Annotated in this window: 19 protein-coding genes; 8 read left to right on the top strand and 11 right to left on the bottom strand. The window is 72.9% G+C overall.

What is annotated here, in order from left to right:
• Positions 1-144: 144 nt before the first annotated feature.
• The 5 genes from IE330_RS04245 to IE330_RS04265 all read right to left on the bottom strand — a co-directional run bounded on the left by IE330_RS04245 (position 145) and on the right by IE330_RS04265 (position 3,911).
• Positions 145-291: a hypothetical protein gene (locus tag IE330_RS04245; RefSeq protein ID WP_190134468.1), complete on the bottom strand. Its 147-nt coding sequence runs from the start codon at positions 289-291 to the stop codon at positions 145-147.
• On the bottom strand, positions 288-1,337 hold the full coding sequence (locus tag IE330_RS04250; protein WP_268257264.1) for a type III polyketide synthase: 1,050 nt from the start codon (positions 1,335-1,337) through the stop codon (positions 288-290). The genes IE330_RS04245 and IE330_RS04250 overlap by 4 nt, the downstream gene beginning before the upstream one ends.
• Positions 1,338-1,475: 138 nt before the next feature.
• Positions 1,476-2,699 (bottom strand): beta-ketoacyl-[acyl-carrier-protein] synthase family protein, encoded by a 1,224-nt coding sequence (locus IE330_RS04255; RefSeq protein WP_190134469.1) that lies wholly within the window; start codon positions 2,697-2,699, stop codon positions 1,476-1,478.
• On the bottom strand, positions 2,689-2,946 hold the full coding sequence (locus IE330_RS04260) for an acyl carrier protein (RefSeq protein ID WP_190134470.1): 258 nt from the start codon (positions 2,944-2,946) through the stop codon (positions 2,689-2,691). Before IE330_RS04260 ends, IE330_RS04255 begins: the two co-directional genes overlap by 11 nt.
• The gene (locus IE330_RS04265) at positions 2,943-3,911 is read right to left on the bottom strand and encodes an acyl-ACP desaturase (protein WP_190134471.1); all 969 of its coding nucleotides are present in this window, start codon (positions 3,909-3,911) and stop codon (positions 2,943-2,945) included. Before IE330_RS04265 ends, IE330_RS04260 begins: the two co-directional genes overlap by 4 nt.
• A 252-nt stretch (positions 3,912-4,163) precedes the next feature.
• Here IE330_RS04265 and IE330_RS04270 point away from each other — a divergent pair, with 252 nt between their 5' ends.
• From IE330_RS04270 to IE330_RS39980, 3 genes are read left to right on the top strand one after another with little or no spacing between them, the layout of a single operon-like run.
• Positions 4,164-5,768, top strand: a complete 1,605-nt coding sequence (locus tag IE330_RS04270; protein ID WP_190134472.1) for an MFS transporter — start codon at positions 4,164-4,166, stop codon at positions 5,766-5,768.
• A gap of 24 nt (positions 5,769-5,792) precedes the next feature.
• Positions 5,793-5,951 carry a hypothetical protein gene (locus IE330_RS39975; RefSeq protein ID WP_373314557.1) on the top strand — a complete coding sequence of 53 codons (159 nt, stop codon included), beginning with the start codon at positions 5,793-5,795 and terminating at the stop codon, positions 5,949-5,951.
• Positions 5,951-6,625 (top strand): hypothetical protein, encoded by a 675-nt coding sequence (locus IE330_RS39980; RefSeq protein WP_373314558.1) that lies wholly within the window; start codon positions 5,951-5,953, stop codon positions 6,623-6,625. The genes IE330_RS39975 and IE330_RS39980 overlap by 1 nt, the downstream gene beginning before the upstream one ends.
• A gap of 40 nt (positions 6,626-6,665) precedes the next feature.
• On the opposite strand, the gene IE330_RS04280 is transcribed toward IE330_RS39980, so the two are convergent.
• Positions 6,666-7,460 (bottom strand): SDR family NAD(P)-dependent oxidoreductase, encoded by a 795-nt coding sequence (locus IE330_RS04280; protein ID WP_190134473.1) that lies wholly within the window; start codon positions 7,458-7,460, stop codon positions 6,666-6,668.
• Positions 7,461-7,799: 339 nt separating this feature from the next.
• Here IE330_RS04280 and IE330_RS04285 point away from each other — a divergent pair, with 339 nt between their 5' ends.
• Complete coding sequence (locus tag IE330_RS04285; protein WP_190134474.1) at positions 7,800-8,501, top strand: PepSY domain-containing protein; 702 nt, start codon at positions 7,800-7,802, stop codon at positions 8,499-8,501.
• Positions 8,502-8,609: 108 nt separating this feature from the next.
• On the opposite strand, the gene IE330_RS04290 is transcribed toward IE330_RS04285, so the two are convergent.
• The 4 genes from IE330_RS04290 to thrS all read right to left on the bottom strand — a co-directional run bounded on the left by IE330_RS04290 (position 8,610) and on the right by thrS (position 11,938).
• Positions 8,610-9,005, bottom strand: coding sequence for a GNAT family N-acetyltransferase (locus tag IE330_RS04290; RefSeq protein ID WP_190134475.1), 396 nt, complete (start codon positions 9,003-9,005; stop codon positions 8,610-8,612).
• A 125-nt stretch (positions 9,006-9,130) separates the two neighbouring features.
• Positions 9,131-9,910: a helix-turn-helix domain-containing protein gene (locus tag IE330_RS04295; protein WP_190134476.1), complete on the bottom strand. Its 780-nt coding sequence runs from the start codon at positions 9,908-9,910 to the stop codon at positions 9,131-9,133.
• 13 nt (positions 9,911-9,923) lie between these two features.
• Positions 9,924-10,343, bottom strand: a complete 420-nt coding sequence (locus IE330_RS04300; RefSeq protein WP_190134477.1) for a hypothetical protein — start codon at positions 10,341-10,343, stop codon at positions 9,924-9,926.
• A 287-nt stretch (positions 10,344-10,630) separates the two neighbouring features.
• On the bottom strand, positions 10,631-11,938 hold the full coding sequence (gene thrS, locus IE330_RS04305) for a threonine--tRNA ligase (RefSeq protein ID WP_373314559.1): 1,308 nt from the start codon (positions 11,936-11,938) through the stop codon (positions 10,631-10,633).
• 190 nt (positions 11,939-12,128) lie between these two features.
• On the opposite strand from thrS, the gene IE330_RS04310 reads away from it, so the two are divergent.
• Entirely contained in the window at positions 12,129-12,788 is a 660-nt protein-coding gene (locus IE330_RS04310; RefSeq protein ID WP_190134479.1) for a dihydrofolate reductase family protein, read from the top strand.
• Positions 12,789-12,902: 114 nt separating this feature from the next.
• On the opposite strand, the gene IE330_RS04315 is transcribed toward IE330_RS04310, so the two are convergent.
• Positions 12,903-13,445 carry a GNAT family N-acetyltransferase gene (locus IE330_RS04315; RefSeq protein WP_190134480.1) on the bottom strand — a complete coding sequence of 181 codons (543 nt, stop codon included), beginning with the start codon at positions 13,443-13,445 and terminating at the stop codon, positions 12,903-12,905.
• A gap of 158 nt (positions 13,446-13,603) precedes the next feature.
• Between IE330_RS04315 and IE330_RS04320 the strand changes: the two genes are divergently transcribed.
• From IE330_RS04320 to IE330_RS04330, 3 genes are all read left to right on the top strand, one after another.
• A complete protein-coding gene (locus IE330_RS04320; RefSeq protein WP_229925372.1) occupies positions 13,604-14,188 on the top strand; it encodes a DinB family protein in 585 nt (194 codons plus the stop codon).
• A gap of 215 nt (positions 14,189-14,403) precedes the next feature.
• Positions 14,404-14,640 (top strand): hypothetical protein, encoded by a 237-nt coding sequence (locus tag IE330_RS04325; protein WP_190134481.1) that lies wholly within the window; start codon positions 14,404-14,406, stop codon positions 14,638-14,640.
• Positions 14,641-14,863: 223 nt separating this feature from the next.
• Complete coding sequence (locus IE330_RS04330; protein WP_190134482.1) at positions 14,864-16,135, top strand: serine hydrolase domain-containing protein; 1,272 nt, start codon at positions 14,864-14,866, stop codon at positions 16,133-16,135.
• Positions 16,136-16,173 lie beyond the last annotated feature (38 nt).

Consider the following 16,173-nt stretch of genomic DNA (forward strand, 5'->3'; position numbering starts at 1 on the left):
CCCAGGAAAGCGCCGACCAGACAGCCGGCACCCCCACACAGTACCGACACGCCCAGCTTCCCCCGTACCGACGACGAACTACGCGGAAACAGTCGCAACTGAGCACAGCGATGCACAAACGGGCAAACCGCGACAATCTGCGCGCTACGAGACGGCAAGTCCGGCCGCCCCGGAGCTGTCGAGGCTTTGCTCGGTCTCGGCAACCTTATCCTGCAGGCAGCGCAACGCCCTGGCGGTGATGAACGCCGCGACCTTGGCCGAGGTCGCGGGGACTGGGATCCGGTCACTCACCAGCGGGTCAGTACCAGTTCGATGGCGAAGCCGGGACCCATGGCGGAGATCAATCCGGGTGCGCCGGTGGGCGGTGGGGTTCGCATCGCCTCGTGGAGGACGTGCAGCACGGCGGAGGAGGAGAGGTTGCCCTTGGCGGCCAGGGAGGTGCGCGTCGCGTCCAGTGCCGGCGGGGGCAGGCCCATGGACTCCTCGAAGGCGGTCATGACCTTGGGGCCGCCGGCGTGGACGATCCAGGTGGCGATCTCGTCGGGGGTGAGGCCATGGCGGCCGAGCAGTTCGTGGACGGCCTTGGGCAGGTGTTCAGCGGTGAGGTCGGGTACTTCGGGGGCGAGCAGGATGCGGAGGCCATGGGAGCCGATGTCCCAGCCGAGGACGTCCTCGGTGCCCGGCACCAGGTAACTCAGGCTGTCGACGAGTTCGGGGCCGGGCAAGCCCTGGGCGCGCTTCGCCCCCATGCCGACCACGGCGGCCGCGCCGTCGCCGAAGAGGCTGCCGGCGACGATGTTGGCCATCGAGGTGTCCTGCATCTGGTAGGCCAGCGAGCACAGTTCGACCGAGAGCAGTACCGCCGCGTGGTCGGGGTGGCCGAGCAGGTACTCGCGCAGGCGGGCGAGGCCTGCCGCGCCGCCCGCGCATCCGTTGCCGAACAGGGGGATCCGGCGCACGTCGGGGCGCATGCCCATGCGGTGGGCGAGCCGGGCCTCGAGGGAGGGGACGGCCATGCCGGTGACCGTGGTGCTGATCACCGCGTCGACGCCGTCGGGGCGCAGGCCCGCCTGTTCCAGCGCCTCGGTGACCACCTTCTCGCCGATCTCCAGGGCGGTCTCCAGCCACACACGGTTGGCGTCGGAGAAGTCGGTGAGCTCCCGCAGTTCCTCGAGCGGCCGGGCGAAGTGGCGCGCGTCCACCCCGGCGTTGGACTGAATCTGCTGAAGCATGGCCGCGCCGGTCACCGACCGGCCCAGTGTCGTGCCCGCCAGGAAGTCCATGATCTGTTCCTGCTGGAACCGGTGCGGCGGCACGGCGGTCGCGATCGACGTCACCCTCGGCGCCGGCGCGCCCGGTGCACGGCACCCGCGACCTGCTCTTGAGTGCTCCGCCGTCGTCTGCTCTGTGGTCAACTCGCCCTTCGCCCCTTCGGGGATCCCGGTGGTAGCGGTGGATGGTGGTCATGCGGTCGGTCACGCGTCGCTGAGCACCAGAACGACGTTCTGCCCGCCGAAACCGAAGGCGCAGCTCATGGCCGTTCGCATGGGGGCCAGGCGCGGTTTCCCGGCCACGATGTCGAGCTTGTGCTCCCCGTCCTGACCCTGGAAGTTCGCGACAGGTGGGACGGCCCCGTGGCGCAGCGCGAGGACCGTGTATGCCGCCTGGATCGCCGCCGACGCTCCCAGGGAGTGGCCGATCACGCCCTTCGCCGCCGTGACCGGGGGCGGCGTGTCACCGAAGACGCGTGCCAGGGCGGCGGCCTCGACCGCGTCGCCCAGCGGCGTGGAGGTTCCGTGCGCGTTCACGTGCCCGATGTCCCGCGGGCGGCATCCCGCGTCCTCCAGTGCGGCCACGATGACGCGGGCGGCACCTTCGCCCTGTGGGTGCGGGGCCACGGGGTGGTGGGCGTCGGAGCCGGCGCCGTAACCGCGCAGCAGCGCCAGAACCGGTGCCTTCCTGGCGTGCGCGTCGGCAGCCCTTTCCAGGACGAGGACGGCGGCGCCCTCGCCCAGGACCATTCCGTCCCTGCCCGCGTCGAACGGCCTGCTGGCCAGTGCGGGTTCGTCACGGCGCCGTGACAGCGCGCGCATCTGGGTGAAGCAGGTGGCCGTCATCCGGGACCGGGCGGATTCGCTGCCGCCGGCCAGGACGATGTCGCAGGTACCGGACCGCAGCAGATCACGTGCCACCCCGAGCGCGGTGGCACCTGAGGCGCAGGCGCTGGCGGTGGTGAAATTGGGACCTTGCGCGCCCAGGTCGATGGCGACCTCGCCTGCCGCCATGCTGGGCACGCTGCGCGGCAGTGCCAGCGGGGACACGCGCCGCGGCCGGTCCGCGCCGAGGTGGCCGAACTCGGTGACGTACGTGCTCAGGCAGTTGGAACCGACGCCGAGGACGACTCCGACCCGCGGGCCGAGACCGCCCTGCGTGGACAGGCCGGCGTCCTCGACGGCCCGGCGCGCCGCGACGAGCGCGAACCGGGTGAACGGGTCCACGCGCCGCGCCAGCGGCGGGCCGAGTTCTCCCGCCGCGTCGAGGCCGGTGACCTGGCAGGAGAAGTCGACCGGCAGGCCTGTGAGTTCGGGATCCGGGGCGGCCAGCGAACGCCCCCGGCACAGGGCCGCCCAGTTCTCTTCCGGCGTGTGTCCGGCCGGGGTCACGAGCCCGAGCCCGGTGACAGCGACGTCAGCGGGCATCGGCGATGACACGGGCGGCGTCACCGAGGGTGGCGGACGGGGACAGGTCCAGGGCCTCCTCGGACGGCACGATCCCGAACCGTTCCTCCGCTGCGACGATCATCTCCATGAGCGCCAGCGAGTCCATGCCGAGACTCACGAACGTGGTGGACGGCGTGAGGGCTTCGGGTTCCGCCTCCACCTTGCAGTACTCCGTGAGCAGGGCGACGAGCGGTTCGGGAAGGGCGTCCTGTCTTTCCTGCGTCATGCCTGTGTCTCCTTCGTGGATTGCGCGGTGACCGCGGGATTCTTGTGGGGGGTCATGCGCTCGAACAACTCACGTGAGCGGGCCGCGCGTTCGGTGAGCTGCTCCAGGTACGTGCCCAGACGTTCGCGTGCCTGCTCGCCGGCCGGCCCGAGGCCGGGCAGGGACATCACCTTCAGCGCACGCACCAGCGGTGTCACCACGTACTCGCGGTGGACGTCCAGGTTGTAGATCCCGGACGCGGCGATGCGCGCGGCGCGTGGGCGGAATCCGGGGATCGCCGCGCCCGGCATCGTGAAGTCCCGCAGCACGTCCGCGAGGGCGGTCATCGCCTCGTTCGGGAACACGGCGAGGGCGTCGGCGAACAGCCTCCGGTAGAAGAGCATGTGCAGGTTCTCGTCCGCCGCGATCCGTGCCATCAGCAGTTCGCCGGCCTTGTCCTGGCAGGCGGCCCCGGTGTTGCGGTGCGCCTGGCGGGTGGCCAGTTCCTGGACGGTGACGTAGGCCAGCGAGTGCAACAGCGTCGGCAGGCCGGTGTGGAATCCGGTCCCGACGTGCCGCATGCGCAGCGCTTCCAGCGCGACGGGGTCCACGGCGCGCCGGGCGTGGACGTAGGCGCGCAGGACCGAGGCGTGCCGGTCCTCCTCCGCGGTCCATCGATGCACCCATGCGCCCCAGGCGCCGTCCCGGCCGAACCGGCCGGCGATCTCGAAGTGGTAGCTGGGCAGGTTGTCCTCGGTGAGAAGGTTGACGACCAGTGCGTCCCGGACGGCCTGCGGCAGTGGCGACTGGTCCGGTGACCAGGGCGTGCCGTCCAGGGGGCCGTCGAAGTCCAGGGACGCGGACCATGGCACGTACTGGTGGGGAAGCCAGTCACGGGCAGCGTCGAGATGCTGTGCCATGAGCCGTTCCACCGAGGGTTCCAGTTCGTGCAGGACGTGTTCCGACGCGGCTGGGGGCTCAGCCATTCGCACGTCCCCTCATCATGTACGCAGGACACATCTGTACGACTTCCTGTTAACGCATTTCACGTCCGGGGGGAACGGTCTTTCACCCGATCGGCACCCTCGGCCAACAGGCCGCATGCGGCGTGCGGCTTTCGCGTGACGGTGACCTGTCGAGCACGCTCGGGCCGGTAGTTCTTGTCGGGTGATCGCCTCGGCCTCTTCCCGTTCAGTCCTGCCGTCGACGCGCACGCCTTCACGAGGGACGTGTGTCCGATGACCGACATCATCGATCCCGTCCCCGATCCCGATCCCGGTTCCGTCCCCGATCCCGGTTCCGGTATCGGTTCCGACTCCGTCGCCGGTCCCTCCGGGTCCGGCACCAAGGACGACGGCGGGGTGAAGACCGGTGGCGTGCTGTTCGCGATGTGCCTGGCACTGGTCCTGGTCACCGCGTCCATGTCCAGCCTGTATCTCGCGCTGCCCGACCTGGCCGTCGACCTGGGCGCGTCCACCGCCTCGCTGACCTGGATCGTCGACGGTTACGTGCTGGCCCTCGCCGGGCTGGTCCTTCCGTTCGGCGCGCTCGGCGACCGGCTCGGCCGGCGTGCGGTGCTCCTCGCGGGCGCGGTCGTGCTCGGGGCCGCGGCGCTCGCCGCCTCCGAGGCGTCGGGGACGACCGCGCTGATCGCCTGGCGTGCCGTGATGGGTCTCGGCGCGGCCATGATCATGCCCGGCACGCTGTCCACGATCACCGCCGTGCTTCCGGACGCACAGCGGCAGAAGGGCATCGCCGTCTGGTCCGCGTGTGCGGCGGTCGGCGTGATCCTGGGGATGCTCGCCACCGGCGTGCTGCTGCACTGGTTCAATTGGCGGTCGATCTTCGTCTCGGGCGCCGTGGCCGCGCTGGGCGTCGCACTCGCCGCGGTGTTCCTGGCCCCGGAGACCAAGGGCGGGGAGCGGCACCGGTTCGATGTCGCTGGTGCGCTGTGCACGGCGCTCGCGCCCGCCGGTCTGGTGTACGCGCTGATCGAGGGCAACGACGCGGGCTGGGGCCGGCCCACGGTCCTCGCGGCACTGGCCGTCACCGTGGTGGTCGGCATCGCGTACGTCGTTCTGGGGCTGCGCACCGAACACCCACTCCTGGACCCGCGGCTCTTTCGCAACCGGGGATTCAGGGCCGGGGCCGTGACCATCGCCGTGCAGTTCATGGCCGTGTTCGGGTTCTTCTTCGTCGGGTTGCAGTACCTGCAACTGGTGCTCGGCTACAGCCCGTTGAAGTCCGCACTCGCTCTGGTGCCCGTGGCGGTGGTCGTCGCCGTCGTCTCGGAGGTGACACCTCGTCTCACCATGCGACTCGGCATGCGCACCGTCATGATGGGCGGGCTGCTGCTGCTCGGCACCGGGCTGTTCACGCTGTCCCTGATCGACGTCGATTCCGGCTACCCGCCCTTCCTGGGCAGCCTTGTGCTCGCCGGGCTCGGGATCGGTCTCACCGGAGTCGTCGGCACCTCGGCGATCACTGGTTCGCTCCCCCGCGAACAGCAGGGCGTCGCCTCCGCGATGAACGACGTCACCCGCGAGGCGGGCGCGGCGATCGGGATCGCTTTGATGGGCTCGCTGTTCGGCAGTCACTACCGGTCCTCGTTGCCCGACCTCTCGGGCCTGCCCGAGCCCGCCGCGGAGGTCGTGCGCCACTCCGCGGTGGGCGGCCTCGAGGTCGCCGACCGCCTCGGCCCGCAGGGCGTGGTGCTCGCCACGGACGTCAAGGAGGCGCTCGTGACCGGCATGTCGGTGGCGCTCGGCTCGATCGCGGCGATCACCGCCGTCGCCGCCTGTCTCCTCGTACGCACTCCGCAGCAGCCGGCATCGCCGGAATGAGCACCTCGGAGAGGACCCCTTTCCGTGAACGAGCCGGGCTTCGCCCACCTGCCCGCCGGGCTGCTGATCCTCGTCGCGGCTCTCGTCGCCGAGCGGCTGCGCGCACTCGTGGTGGCCCGCCGTAACGCGCGCTGGGCCGCCGCCCGCGGAGGCGTCGAGTACGGACAGGGGCACACCCGGTGATGGTCGTGCTCCATGCGGGCCGTGTGGTCGGCATGCCGGCCGAAGTCGCCCTGGCAGCACGGACGTTCGTCCCGGCGCTCGGCTGGACCGCGTGGGCCGCGGTCGTCCTGGTGAACGTCATACGGGCCTGGTGCATGCACGCGCTCGGTCCGCAGTGGAACACGCGCGTGATCGTCGTACCGGGCCTGCCGCTGGTGAGCGACCTGCCTGAACGCACCGGTGTCAGGCGAGCAGCCCGGCCATTCCTCTGGAACGGCAGCTCCTGGACGCGGCTGCCCGCACCCTTCGGCCCGGCGGCCGGGCACGTGTCCGCGCTCCTGGTCCGCGACGGCGTCTCCTGTGCCGGCGGCTCGGTGGATCAGCGCGCGGCCGCGGCCGCCTGGGACGGCCGCGCGTGGTCACCGCGGCACCCGTCCGGCCTGGAGGCCTCCGAGGTCCAGCACTTCGCGGCGTACGGCACGCAGGTGTGGGCGGCGGGCACCCGCGTGCCGCTCCAGCGGTGGACCGGCTCGTCCTGGTCCACGGGCGAGGGACCGCCGCCCGGGGCGCCGACGGCGGACGCGGTGACGCACGGCCCGGACGGCGCCCTGTGGCTGGCGGGCCACGTCGAGGGCACGGCGGACGGCGTCACCACGTACTTCCTGGCCGAGCTACCGACGGCCGCCCGCCCGTGACCGGGGCCGGGGCTGGGGCCCTGACCGGGGCCGGGGCCGGTCAGGGAAGGATCGCGTCGACGTACCCGCCGTCGACGCGCAGCGCGCCGCCGGTCGTGGCGGAGGCCAGGTCGGAGCTGAGGTACACCACCATGTTGGCGATCTCCTCCGGTTCGATGAGGCGCTGGAGCAGCGACTGGGGGCGGTGCTCCTTCATGAAGACGCGCTGTGCCTCGTCCCAGGGCAGGTCGCGGTCGACGAGCTGGTAGACGAAGTCCTCCACGCCCTTGGTGTGGGTGGGCCCGGCGATGACGGAGTTCACGGTGACGCCGGTGCCCGCGGCCTGTTTGGCGAAGCCGCGGCCGACGGCGAGCAGGGCGGTCTTCGACACGCCGTAGTGGATCATCTCGGCGGGGGTCACGACGGCCGAGTCGCTGGCGATGTACTGGACGCGGCCCCAGCCCCGCTCGGCCATCCGCGGCAGGTACGTGCGGGTGAGGCGGACGGCGGCCAGGACGTTGACGTCGAAGTAGCGGCGCCACTCCGCGTCCGTGATCTCCAGCGGGTCCTGGGCGCCGAAGATGCCGAGGTTGTTGATGAGGACGTCGACCTCCGGCAGGAGCTCGTGCACCCGCTCCCCGCCGTCGTCGGCGGCGACGTCGGCGGCCACGGGGACGAAGTCGCCGCCCGGCACCTCCTCCCCGAGCCGCTCGACGGCCTCGTCCACCCGCTTCGGGTCCCGTCCGTTGATCCCGACGCGTGCCCCGGCCCGGGCGAGCCCGGTCGCGATGGCGGCCCCGATGCCCTGGGTGGACCCGGTCACGAGAGCCGTCCGTCCGGTGAGGTCGATCTGCATGGCGTGCCTTCTCCTCGCTGTGCGACGTACACAAGGTCGGTGGGTGGGCGCGGTGCGCGGCTCGCGGCGGCCCGGTCACGAGGCTTCCCCGGCGGCGGGCCGATGATCCGTCCGGATCCTCGTACGTCGACATCGTTCGGCCACCCGGCGGACGGGGCGGAACGCCGCGGGACGGGACGGGAGCGGACGATCAGGGCGATCAGGACAGGGCAGGGCAGGAGCGAGCCGGGGGCGACCCGGGGGGCGCGGGCCCGGTACGCCCGCTCGCGGGCCGTCTCCCGCTCCGTGGGGCCCGTGCCTTTCGCTGCACGAGGCGCATACATCCCTTAACGTGCCCATATGGTCACTAAAAGGAATGAAACCGTTCCCGGGAAGAAGCGCGGGCCCCTCCCGACGGCGCGCGGCGCGGGCCTGCTGTGCGCGGCGGTCGCGGCGGCGGCCCTGCTCACGGGCTGCGGCGACGACGACAAGGACAACGGCGACGGGAGCGGCGCCGCCGGCACCTCCAAGGCGCCGCCCACCGCCGCCTCCGCCACGGCGAGCGGCGGTGCCCTCACCGAGGACCAGTCCGAGCGCAAGGACCTCGTCCCGAAGGCCAAGGTCGGCTACGACAAGGCGCTGAGCGCCGCGGTCGCGGCGGTGCCGAAGTCGAAGCCCGTCTCCACCGAGCTGAAGGGCCCGGCCGACAGGCCCGTCTGGGAGACCGAGGTCGCCACCACCGACGGCTCCGCCCACACCGTCCGCGTGGACGCGGTCACCGGAAAGGCCGACAAGGCGCAGGCGAAGGCGGACGACGACGCCGACGACAAGCGCGAGCTGGCACGGTGGCTGGACAAGGCCACGGTGAGCGCGGAGCAGGCCGCGCAGACCGCCACCGGCAAGACCAAGGGCACGGTGACCTCCGTCGAGCTCGACGACACCGACAAGGGCACGCCGAAGTGGTCCGTCGACGTCGTGACGACCGACGACTGGAACAAGACGACGTACGACATCGACGCGACCAACCGCAAGGTCCTGCGGGAACACGTGGACCGCGACTGACGGGACCGCCCGCACCCGCGCGGTGAGGCGCCGCCCCGGAGTCCGGGGCCGGTGCCTCACCGCTGTCGTCCGTCGCGCCCGCTCCCCGACGGTTCCACTCGTGGTTCCTCAGAGCGCGACGAGCCCGGCGCGGGTCGGCGTGAAGCCGCAGGACTCGACGTAGAACGGCGCGAGTCCGTCGTCGAAGTCGACGTGCAGCCACTCGCACCCGGCCGCGCGTGCCCGCCGGACGGTCTCGGCGACGAGCCCGGCCCCGACACCGCGGCGGCGGTGCGCCGCGGCGACCACCGTGTCCAGGACGAAGGCGTGCACGCCGCCGTCCCAGGCGACGTTCACGAACCCGACCAGGGCGCCGTCGCGGTGCGCGCAGACCCAGCCGAGGCTGTGCCGCCGCACCTGCGCGAGCCAGTCGATGTCCAGGACCGGGTGGCCGAACCCCTCCGCGTGCAGCGCGTTGACGTCCTCGTTGTCGAAGTCGCCGCGCCAGGTGTACCTGATCGTCATGGCACCGACGATGCCATGGCCGACGGTGTCGTACCGGGCGCGCGGACCGTATTCCGACGGGACTACGGGACTCGCCGGACCGGGTCCCGTACGCAATACGCGCACCGGCCCCACCCGAAGGCCGCTCAGGGCCGCGGCACCGGCGCGCGCGGCCCCACCCGGGTCGTGCGCGCCCTCCGGAAGAGGGGCATCGCGAGGGCCACGGGAGGACGCGCCGACGAGGGCTCCCCCACGGGCTCGGCGGGCGCGGGGAACCGGCGCGGCACGGCGTCGCCGGGAGCGGGAGCGGGGGCGGGGGCCCGCAGGGTGCGGGTCAGGCGGTCGCCCGCGCGCAGCACCTCGTGGCGGCGCCGGACGCGACGCCAGGCCAGGCACCACCGCTCCCAATCGCCGCCCGTGACGTCGCACACCCGCAGGAACGCGTCGAGCTGCTGGAGGTCGAGCACGGACTTGCCCGCGAGCATGCGGTGCAGCGTGCTGTGCGGGAGTTCCCCGTGGCGTCCGGCCCGGCGCTCCATCTCGTCCAGGGGCATCGCGCCCGCCTGGTGGTAGAGCTGCTGCAAGGCGTGGATCAGCTCGTCCCTGTTGTACACGCTGTCGGGCCGGGGCACGTCCACCTCGGGGTTCCGGCGCCGGTACTCGGCGTAGCGCGCGGCCCGCCACAGGCCGCGCGCGTGTCCCACGGGGGCCCCGCAGGCCCGGGCGTACGCCTCCACCACCGGCAGGCGCGGGACGCGGGTGCCCGTGGTGGCGCGGGAGAAGGTGGTGTCGGAGAAGGCGTACGCGGACCTCCTGGCCAGCTCCCGGTGCGTGAGCCCTGCCGCGTGGCGCCACTCGCGCAGCCAGCGGGCCAGCTTCTCCAGGGCCGGGTCGGCGGCCGCCACCGGCCGTTCCGGGCGTCCCACGGCACCTCCTCCGTCACCGCGCGTCCGGCGCGAGCGGGGCGTGCCGCGCCAGGTGGGCGCCGACCAGGCCCGCGGCCGCCAGCACCTCGGCGACGACGACGGCGGGCAGCCCGGCGGCGGCCAGGGCAGCCCCGAGGACGAGGACCACGACGACGATGACGGTCCGCCCGGTGCCGGGGCGGACCGGGAACGTGTCGGGGGCGCAGGCAGGACGTCGGCGTGACGGGCACGGTGACTTGGGCGACCGGAAGGACCGGGAAGAACTGAAAGACCGGAAAGACCGGAAAGACCGGAGCGGCTCGACCGGCTCGACCGACTTGAACGACTCGACCGGCTCGACCGGCTCGACCGGCTGGAACGGCTGGAACGGCTGGAACGGCTGGAACGGCTGGAACGGCTGGAACGGCTGGAACGGCTGGAACGGCTGGAACATGGACTACCTCTGGTTCTCGGTGTGCGGCGTTCCTCGCCCCCGTGCCAGGACGCCGTGCGGGGGCAACCGGGCGACGGCGTACGCCCGTTGGGCAGCATGGTGGCAGTCCGCCGCGCGCCCTCGCGGGGGTTGATGCGGTGGCGCCCCGCCCACCGCCGCCCCCGGGGCCCCGCGGCTCCGCTCCCCCGCGCGCGGCACCTGCGCGGACGCGTCGGGTGCGCGGGTGTGGGGCGCCCGGGGAAGGGAGTTGATGCGGTGGCGGCCAACGCCCCTGTGGCGACCCGGTGCTACAGGGCGTCGTCGTCCCACAGGCGGGGGCTGTGGGCGGCGACGAGCGCGCTGACGCGGGCGAGGGCGTCGTCCGCCGGGAGGGGGGCGGGCCGCCGCCCGTCCCGCAGGCGCAGCGCGACGTGGCCGTCGGCCGCCTCCCTGGCGCCGATGACGGCTTGGTAGGGCACCAGGCGGGCCTCGCGGACGCGGGCGCCGAGGCTGCCGCGCTCCGGGCCGACGACGTCCGCGCGCAGTCCTCGCTCGTCGCACCGCCGGGCGAGCGCCGCGGCCTGCGGCACCTGGGCGTCGGACACCGGCAGGACCGCCACCTGGGTGGGGGCGAGCCAGACGGGGAAGGCGCCGCCGTGCCGTTCGACGAGGTGGGCGACGGCGCGCTCCACGCTGCCGACGATGCTGCGGTGGACCATGACCGGCCGGTGCCTGGCGCCGTCCGCGCCGGTGTAGCGCAGGTCGAACCGCTCGGGCTGGTGGAGGTCGACCTGGACGGTGGACAGGGTGGACTCGCGGCCGGCGCTGTCGGCGACCTGGACGTCGATCTTGGGGCCGTAGAAGGCGGCCTCCCCCTCGGCGGCCTCGTAGGCGAGCCCGGAGCGGTCAAGGGCCTCGGCCAGCAGCGCGGTGGACCGCTGCCACTTCTCGGGGTCGGCGACGTACTTGCCGCCGGTGCCGGGCAGGGAGAGCCGGTAACGGGCCGGGGTGAGGCCGAGCGCCTCGTACGCCCGGCGGATCATCTCCAGTGCCGCCCGCACCTCGTCGGCGACCTGGTCCAGGGTGCAGAAGACGTGCGCGTCGTTGAGGTGGATGGCCCGCACCCGGGTCAGCCCGCCGAGGACGCCCGACGGCTCCGAGCGGTACATGCCGCCGAGTTCGGCCATGCGCAGCGGCAGTTCGCGGTAGCTGTGCGCACGGGAGCGGTAGATCACCGCGTGGTGCGGGCACAGGCTCGGGCGCAGGACGACCTGCTCGCCGCCCAACTCCATGGGCGGGAACATGTCGTCGCTGTAGTGCGACCAGTGCCCCGAGAGCTCGTACAGCTCGCGTTTGCCGAGCACCGGCGAGTAGACGTGCCGGTAGCCCGCGCGCCGCTCCGCCGCGTGGAGGTACTCCTCCAGGGCGTGCCGGACGGCCGCGCCGTCGGGCAGCCAGTACGGCAGGCCCGCGCCGATCAGCGGGGCGGTGTCGAACAGGCCGAGTTCGCGGCCGAGTCTGCGGTGGTCGTGCATGGCGGTCTCCTCACGGACGGTGGGCGAGTGACCGCACGGCGAAGCCCCAGGGCACTCGCCCCGGGGCTTTCGGCCAGACATCTGTCAGCGCGCCGGGACGTTCTCCGGCGTCGTCGTCACCTGTGCGCGCTTCATGCGGGGGACGCTAGTCGGCCCGGTACGCGGCTCGCACCCGCTTTTCCGTTCGCGGGCGTGTCGGCGATGAGTTTCCCCGGCCCCGGCAGTCGCACTAGTGTCCGTGTTCTCGGGGGAAAGCTTCCGGAGGAATCACATGCCAGGGAACCACACGCCACAGTTGCTGAAGGTGCAGAACTTCACGGTCTCGCGGGACGGGTTCGGCGCCGGGGAGGGCCAGAGCCTGGAGCGGCCGTTCGGCCACGCCGACCCCCGGACGATGATCGCCTGGGCCGGTGCCACGGCGAGCTGGCCCAACCGCACCGACGCCGGGGGCAGCCGCGGCCTCGACGACTACTTCACCCGCGACTTCCACCACAACATCGGCGCCGAGATCATGGGCCGGAACAAGTTCGGTCCCCAGCGCGGGCCGTGGCGTGACGAGGAGTGGCGCGGCTGGTGGGGCGACGAACCCCCCTTCCACACCCCGGTGTTCGTCATGACGCACCACGAGCGCCCCTCGTTCACGCTCTCCGACACCACGTTCCACTTCGTGAACGCGGACCCGGCCACGGTGCTCGACCGAGCGCGGGAGGCGGCGCGGGGCAAGGACGTCCGCCTCGGCGGCGGGGCCACCGTCATCCGGGAGTTCCTGGAGGCGGACCTCGTCGACACCCTGCACGTGGCGGTCTGCGACGTGGAGCTCGGCTCCGGGGTGCGGCTCTGGGAGTCGCCGAAGGAGCTGCTCGACCGGTTCCACCTGGAGGTCGTGCCGAGCCCGAGCGGCGTGACGCACCACCTCTTCTGGCGGAAGTGACACGGGGGCGGGCAGCCGCGCGCAAGAGCTGCTGCCCGCCCCAGGCCCCGGGCTCCCGGCCCCGCGCCCGTGAGGGGGCGCCCGCGGGAGGACACCCGTACCCCTCGCGGTAGTTCAGCCCACCCGCCGCACCAGCACCTGACCCGGCCAGCCCCCGTGCGCGAACCGCTCGGCCGGGGTGAAGCCGTTGCGCTCGTAGAAGGCGACCAGCTCGCCTCCGCCGCCCGCCCAGCAGTCGACCCGCAGCAGTCCCACGCCCGCGCCGCGCGTCTCCTCGACGGCGTGGGCCAGCAGCGCCGCGCCGATGCCGGACCCGGCGTGCCGCCGGTCGGAGACCAGCAGCCGGACGTAGCGCTCCGGCTCCTCGGCCGGTGCGATTGGCATCTGCGGGCTGGGGCCGGTGTCCAGGACGAGGGCGCCCACCGGGGTGCCGTCCGCCTCCGCGACGTACGGGGTGTTCTCGGTCATGTACCGCTCGACCCGCGCCACCCCGCCGGGCTTGCGCGAGTAGGGCGTCGTGCCCCACTGCTCGGTGTTGCCGCGCGCGTTCATCCAGGCCACGGCTGCGTCGAGCATGTCCAGTACGGCCGGCGCGTCGGCCGGGCCGCCGGGGCGGATGCGGACGCCGTTCCGTATGTCAGGTGTCGTCTCGTTCACGCCGGGAGCCTAGTCAAAACCCTGGTGCGCGCGGGCAGGCGCCGATCTAGGCTGCCCCCGGACAGGGCCGCCCGCCGAGGGCCACGACGGCGCGGTCGTCCGGGCGGGCGCGGCCCCTCCCGGACGCACGCGGGCCCGCTCGGACGAACAGGAACCCCATGAGTGACCACCTGAGTGACCACCTGAGTGAGCAGCCCGCGCGCTGGACCCGAGCGACCACGTACCCCGACATGTGGGCCGACCCGGACGACGACCCCCGCGACACCGGCGGCCCCGCCCCGGAGGGCGAACTCGCCACGCTCCAGGACTTCTTGACGAACTACCGCCTGACCCTGCGCATGAAGTGCGAGGGCCTGGACGCGGAGCAACTGGCCCGCCGGGCGGTGCCGCCGTCGTCGATGTCCCTGCTCGGCCTGGTCCGTCACCTGGCCGAGGTGGAGCGGGACTGGCGCAACTGGATCACCGACGGCGCACCCCTGCCGAAGCTGTACGGGAAGCGCGACGCGGACTTCGACGGGGCGGTGGGCGAACAGGCCGTGGTCGACGCCGCGTTCGCGGACCTGGCACGCGAACAGGTTGCGACCGACGCGGCGCTGGCCACCCACCCGGACCTCGGCGAGCGCCTGGGCAAGGACCGGATCGCGGTCCGGGAACTCCTCGTGCACAGGATCGAGGAGTACGCCCGGCACTGCGGGCACGCCGACTTCCTGCGCGAGCGCGTCGACGGCCGGGTCGGCCAGTGACCCCCGGCGAACGGCCGGTGTCCAACGAGGCCCGGCCGTCACCCGAGCAGCCCGTGTCCCCCAAGGCCCCACACGTACCCGAGCGCCCCGTGTCCGAGAACGCCCCATAGCCGCCCAAGCGGCACGCACGAGGCCGTGTACACCGGCGCCCCCCGGGTACCCGGCGGTTTCCCGCTGCGAGTCCAGCTTCTCTCACGACACAAGGGAGGTTCCCCATGACCAGCAGCACGGAGACCGGCGGCGTCACCGGCACGCAGGACAAGTCGTACAACCTGATCTGGTACGTCGAGGCGTGTCTGAGCAACGCGCTGCGGCTCGAGTCCTACATCCAGGACGCGGAGCGCGAGAAGGACACCGAGGTGGCGGAGTTGTTCCGCAAGGCGCAGTCCGACAGCCGCAAGGGCGCCGAGCTGGGCAAGAAGCTGCTCCGCTCCCGCCTGCGGGACGACTGACGCACGACCGCCGCACCACAGGACCGCGCGCCGGTGCGGCCGCGCGGTCCCGAGCCCCCTCGCCCCCACCGGCGAGGGGGCTTCCGCCTGTTCCCGCCCGTGCGGCTCCCGCCCGCCTCCATCTGCGCGGTCCCGTCACCCGTGCCCGCTACGATCTCGATCACCAGGGGCTCCTGCGGGCCCCCGACCACTTCGAGACGCAGGCAGGCTGGGGGAAATCCGCATGAAGAGAACCATGTTCGCGCGTACGGCCACCGTGACCGTGACCGGTGCGGTGCTCGCGGCGCTGGGCACCGCCCACGCCGCGGCCGAGGCGCCGGACGGCCGGGCGGAACCGCCGGGCGTCCGCGCCGCGCTGGACCGCACCGTCGCCGCGGGGGCGCCCGGCGCCTTCGCGGTCGTCCGGGACCACGGCGCCACGGACCGCGACGAGACCGTGGCCGTCGGCAAGGCGAACCTCGACGGCACGCCCATGAACGGAGGCTGGCGCTTCCGCGTCGGCTCCAACACCAAGATGTTCACCTCCGCGCTGGTGCTGCGCCTGGCCGACCAGGGCAGGATCGACCTGGACCGGCCGGTACGCGACCACCTCCCCGAGGGCACCCTGCCCGAGGGCTGGAACATGACGACCCGCCAGGTGCTGCAGCACCGCTCCGGCGTCTACGACCACACCAACGCGCTGCTCGAACAGCCCGGCGAGGAGACCACCAGCGCGTTCGAGAAGCGCATCCGCAACACCGTCTACGAGCCCGCCGACCTCGTGGCCCTGTCGGTCAAGCGCGGCCCGCAGAGCAAGCCGGGCACCACGTACTCCTACTCCAACACCAACTACGTGCTGCTGGGCATGGCGATCGAGCAGGTCACCGGCCGCTCGTACGCGCAGGCGCTGCGCGAGGAGATCACCGAGCCGCTCGGCCTGACGGAGACCTCGTACGTCGTTCCGGACAAGACGATCGCCGGGGCGCACGTCACCGGCTACCTCACCAACGACGACCGCTCCAAGCCGCTGCTCGACTCCACCGAGCAGAACGGCTCCTGGGTGGGCAGCGCGGGTGCCGTCATCTCCTCCGCCGCCGACATGGACCGCTTCCTGACGGCCCTGCTTGCGGGCGACTCCGGCAAGCTGGTCTCCGACGCGTCGGTGCGCCAGATGACGACCACGCTGCCCACGCCCACGGCGAACGTCCGCTACGGCCTGGGCCTGCGCGAGATCACCCTGTCCTGCGGCAAGGTCTACGGCCACGGCGGCATCGTCCAGGGCTACCAGACCCAGTCGTACAGCACCCGCGACGGCGGCCGTACGGTCGTGGTCTTCGCCAACGCCTCCAACAACGGGGCGGTCACCCAAGGGGTGACGAACACGCTGGAGCCCGCGTTCTGCGGCACCAAGCCGGCGCCCAAGGCGCTCCACCGCTCCCTCCCCGCGGACCGGACGGCCGGGCCGGACACCGCCCGCGCTCCCTGGGTGCCTGCCGTCGAGGACACCCGTATCTGACCCGTCAGGTCCCCTCAGCGGGCGTACGCGCGCACGGG

Source organism: Streptomyces longispororuber (assembly GCF_014656095.1).
Classification (GTDB): Bacteria; Actinomycetota; Actinomycetes; order Streptomycetales; family Streptomycetaceae; genus Streptomyces; species Streptomyces longispororuber.

What these genes read in the sequence shown, in the direction of transcription:
- IE330_RS04255 (WP_190134469.1), bottom strand. Translation starts at nt 2,699, where the DNA reads ATGCCCGCTGACGTCGCTGTCACCGGGCTCGGGCTCGTGACCCCGGCC.
- IE330_RS04260 (WP_190134470.1), bottom strand. Translation starts at nt 2,946, where the DNA reads ATGACGCAGGAAAGACAGGACGCCCTTCCCGAACCGCTCGTCGCCCTG.
- IE330_RS04265 (WP_190134471.1), bottom strand. Translation starts at nt 3,911, where the DNA reads ATGGCTGAGCCCCCAGCCGCGTCGGAACACGTCCTGCACGAACTGGAA.
- IE330_RS04270 (WP_190134472.1), top strand. Translation starts at nt 4,164, where the DNA reads ATGACCGACATCATCGATCCCGTCCCCGATCCCGATCCCGGTTCCGTC.
- IE330_RS39980 (WP_373314558.1), top strand. Translation starts at nt 5,951, where the DNA reads ATGGTCGTGCTCCATGCGGGCCGTGTGGTCGGCATGCCGGCCGAAGTC.
- IE330_RS04280 (WP_190134473.1), bottom strand. Translation starts at nt 7,460, where the DNA reads ATGCAGATCGACCTCACCGGACGGACGGCTCTCGTGACCGGGTCCACC.
- IE330_RS04285 (WP_190134474.1), top strand. Translation starts at nt 7,800, where the DNA reads ATGGTCACTAAAAGGAATGAAACCGTTCCCGGGAAGAAGCGCGGGCCC.
- IE330_RS04290 (WP_190134475.1), bottom strand. Translation starts at nt 9,005, where the DNA reads ATGACGATCAGGTACACCTGGCGCGGCGACTTCGACAACGAGGACGTC.
- IE330_RS04300 (WP_190134477.1), bottom strand. Translation starts at nt 10,343, where the DNA reads ATGTTCCAGCCGTTCCAGCCGTTCCAGCCGTTCCAGCCGTTCCAGCCG.
- thrS (WP_373314559.1), bottom strand. Translation starts at nt 11,938, where the DNA reads ATGTCTGGCCGAAAGCCCCGGGGCGAGTGCCCTGGGGCTTCGCCGTGC.
- IE330_RS04310 (WP_190134479.1), top strand. Translation starts at nt 12,129, where the DNA reads ATGCCAGGGAACCACACGCCACAGTTGCTGAAGGTGCAGAACTTCACG.
- IE330_RS04320 (WP_229925372.1), top strand. Translation starts at nt 13,604, where the DNA reads ATGAGTGACCACCTGAGTGACCACCTGAGTGAGCAGCCCGCGCGCTGG.
- IE330_RS04325 (WP_190134481.1), top strand. Translation starts at nt 14,404, where the DNA reads ATGACCAGCAGCACGGAGACCGGCGGCGTCACCGGCACGCAGGACAAG.
- IE330_RS04330 (WP_190134482.1), top strand. Translation starts at nt 14,864, where the DNA reads ATGAAGAGAACCATGTTCGCGCGTACGGCCACCGTGACCGTGACCGGT.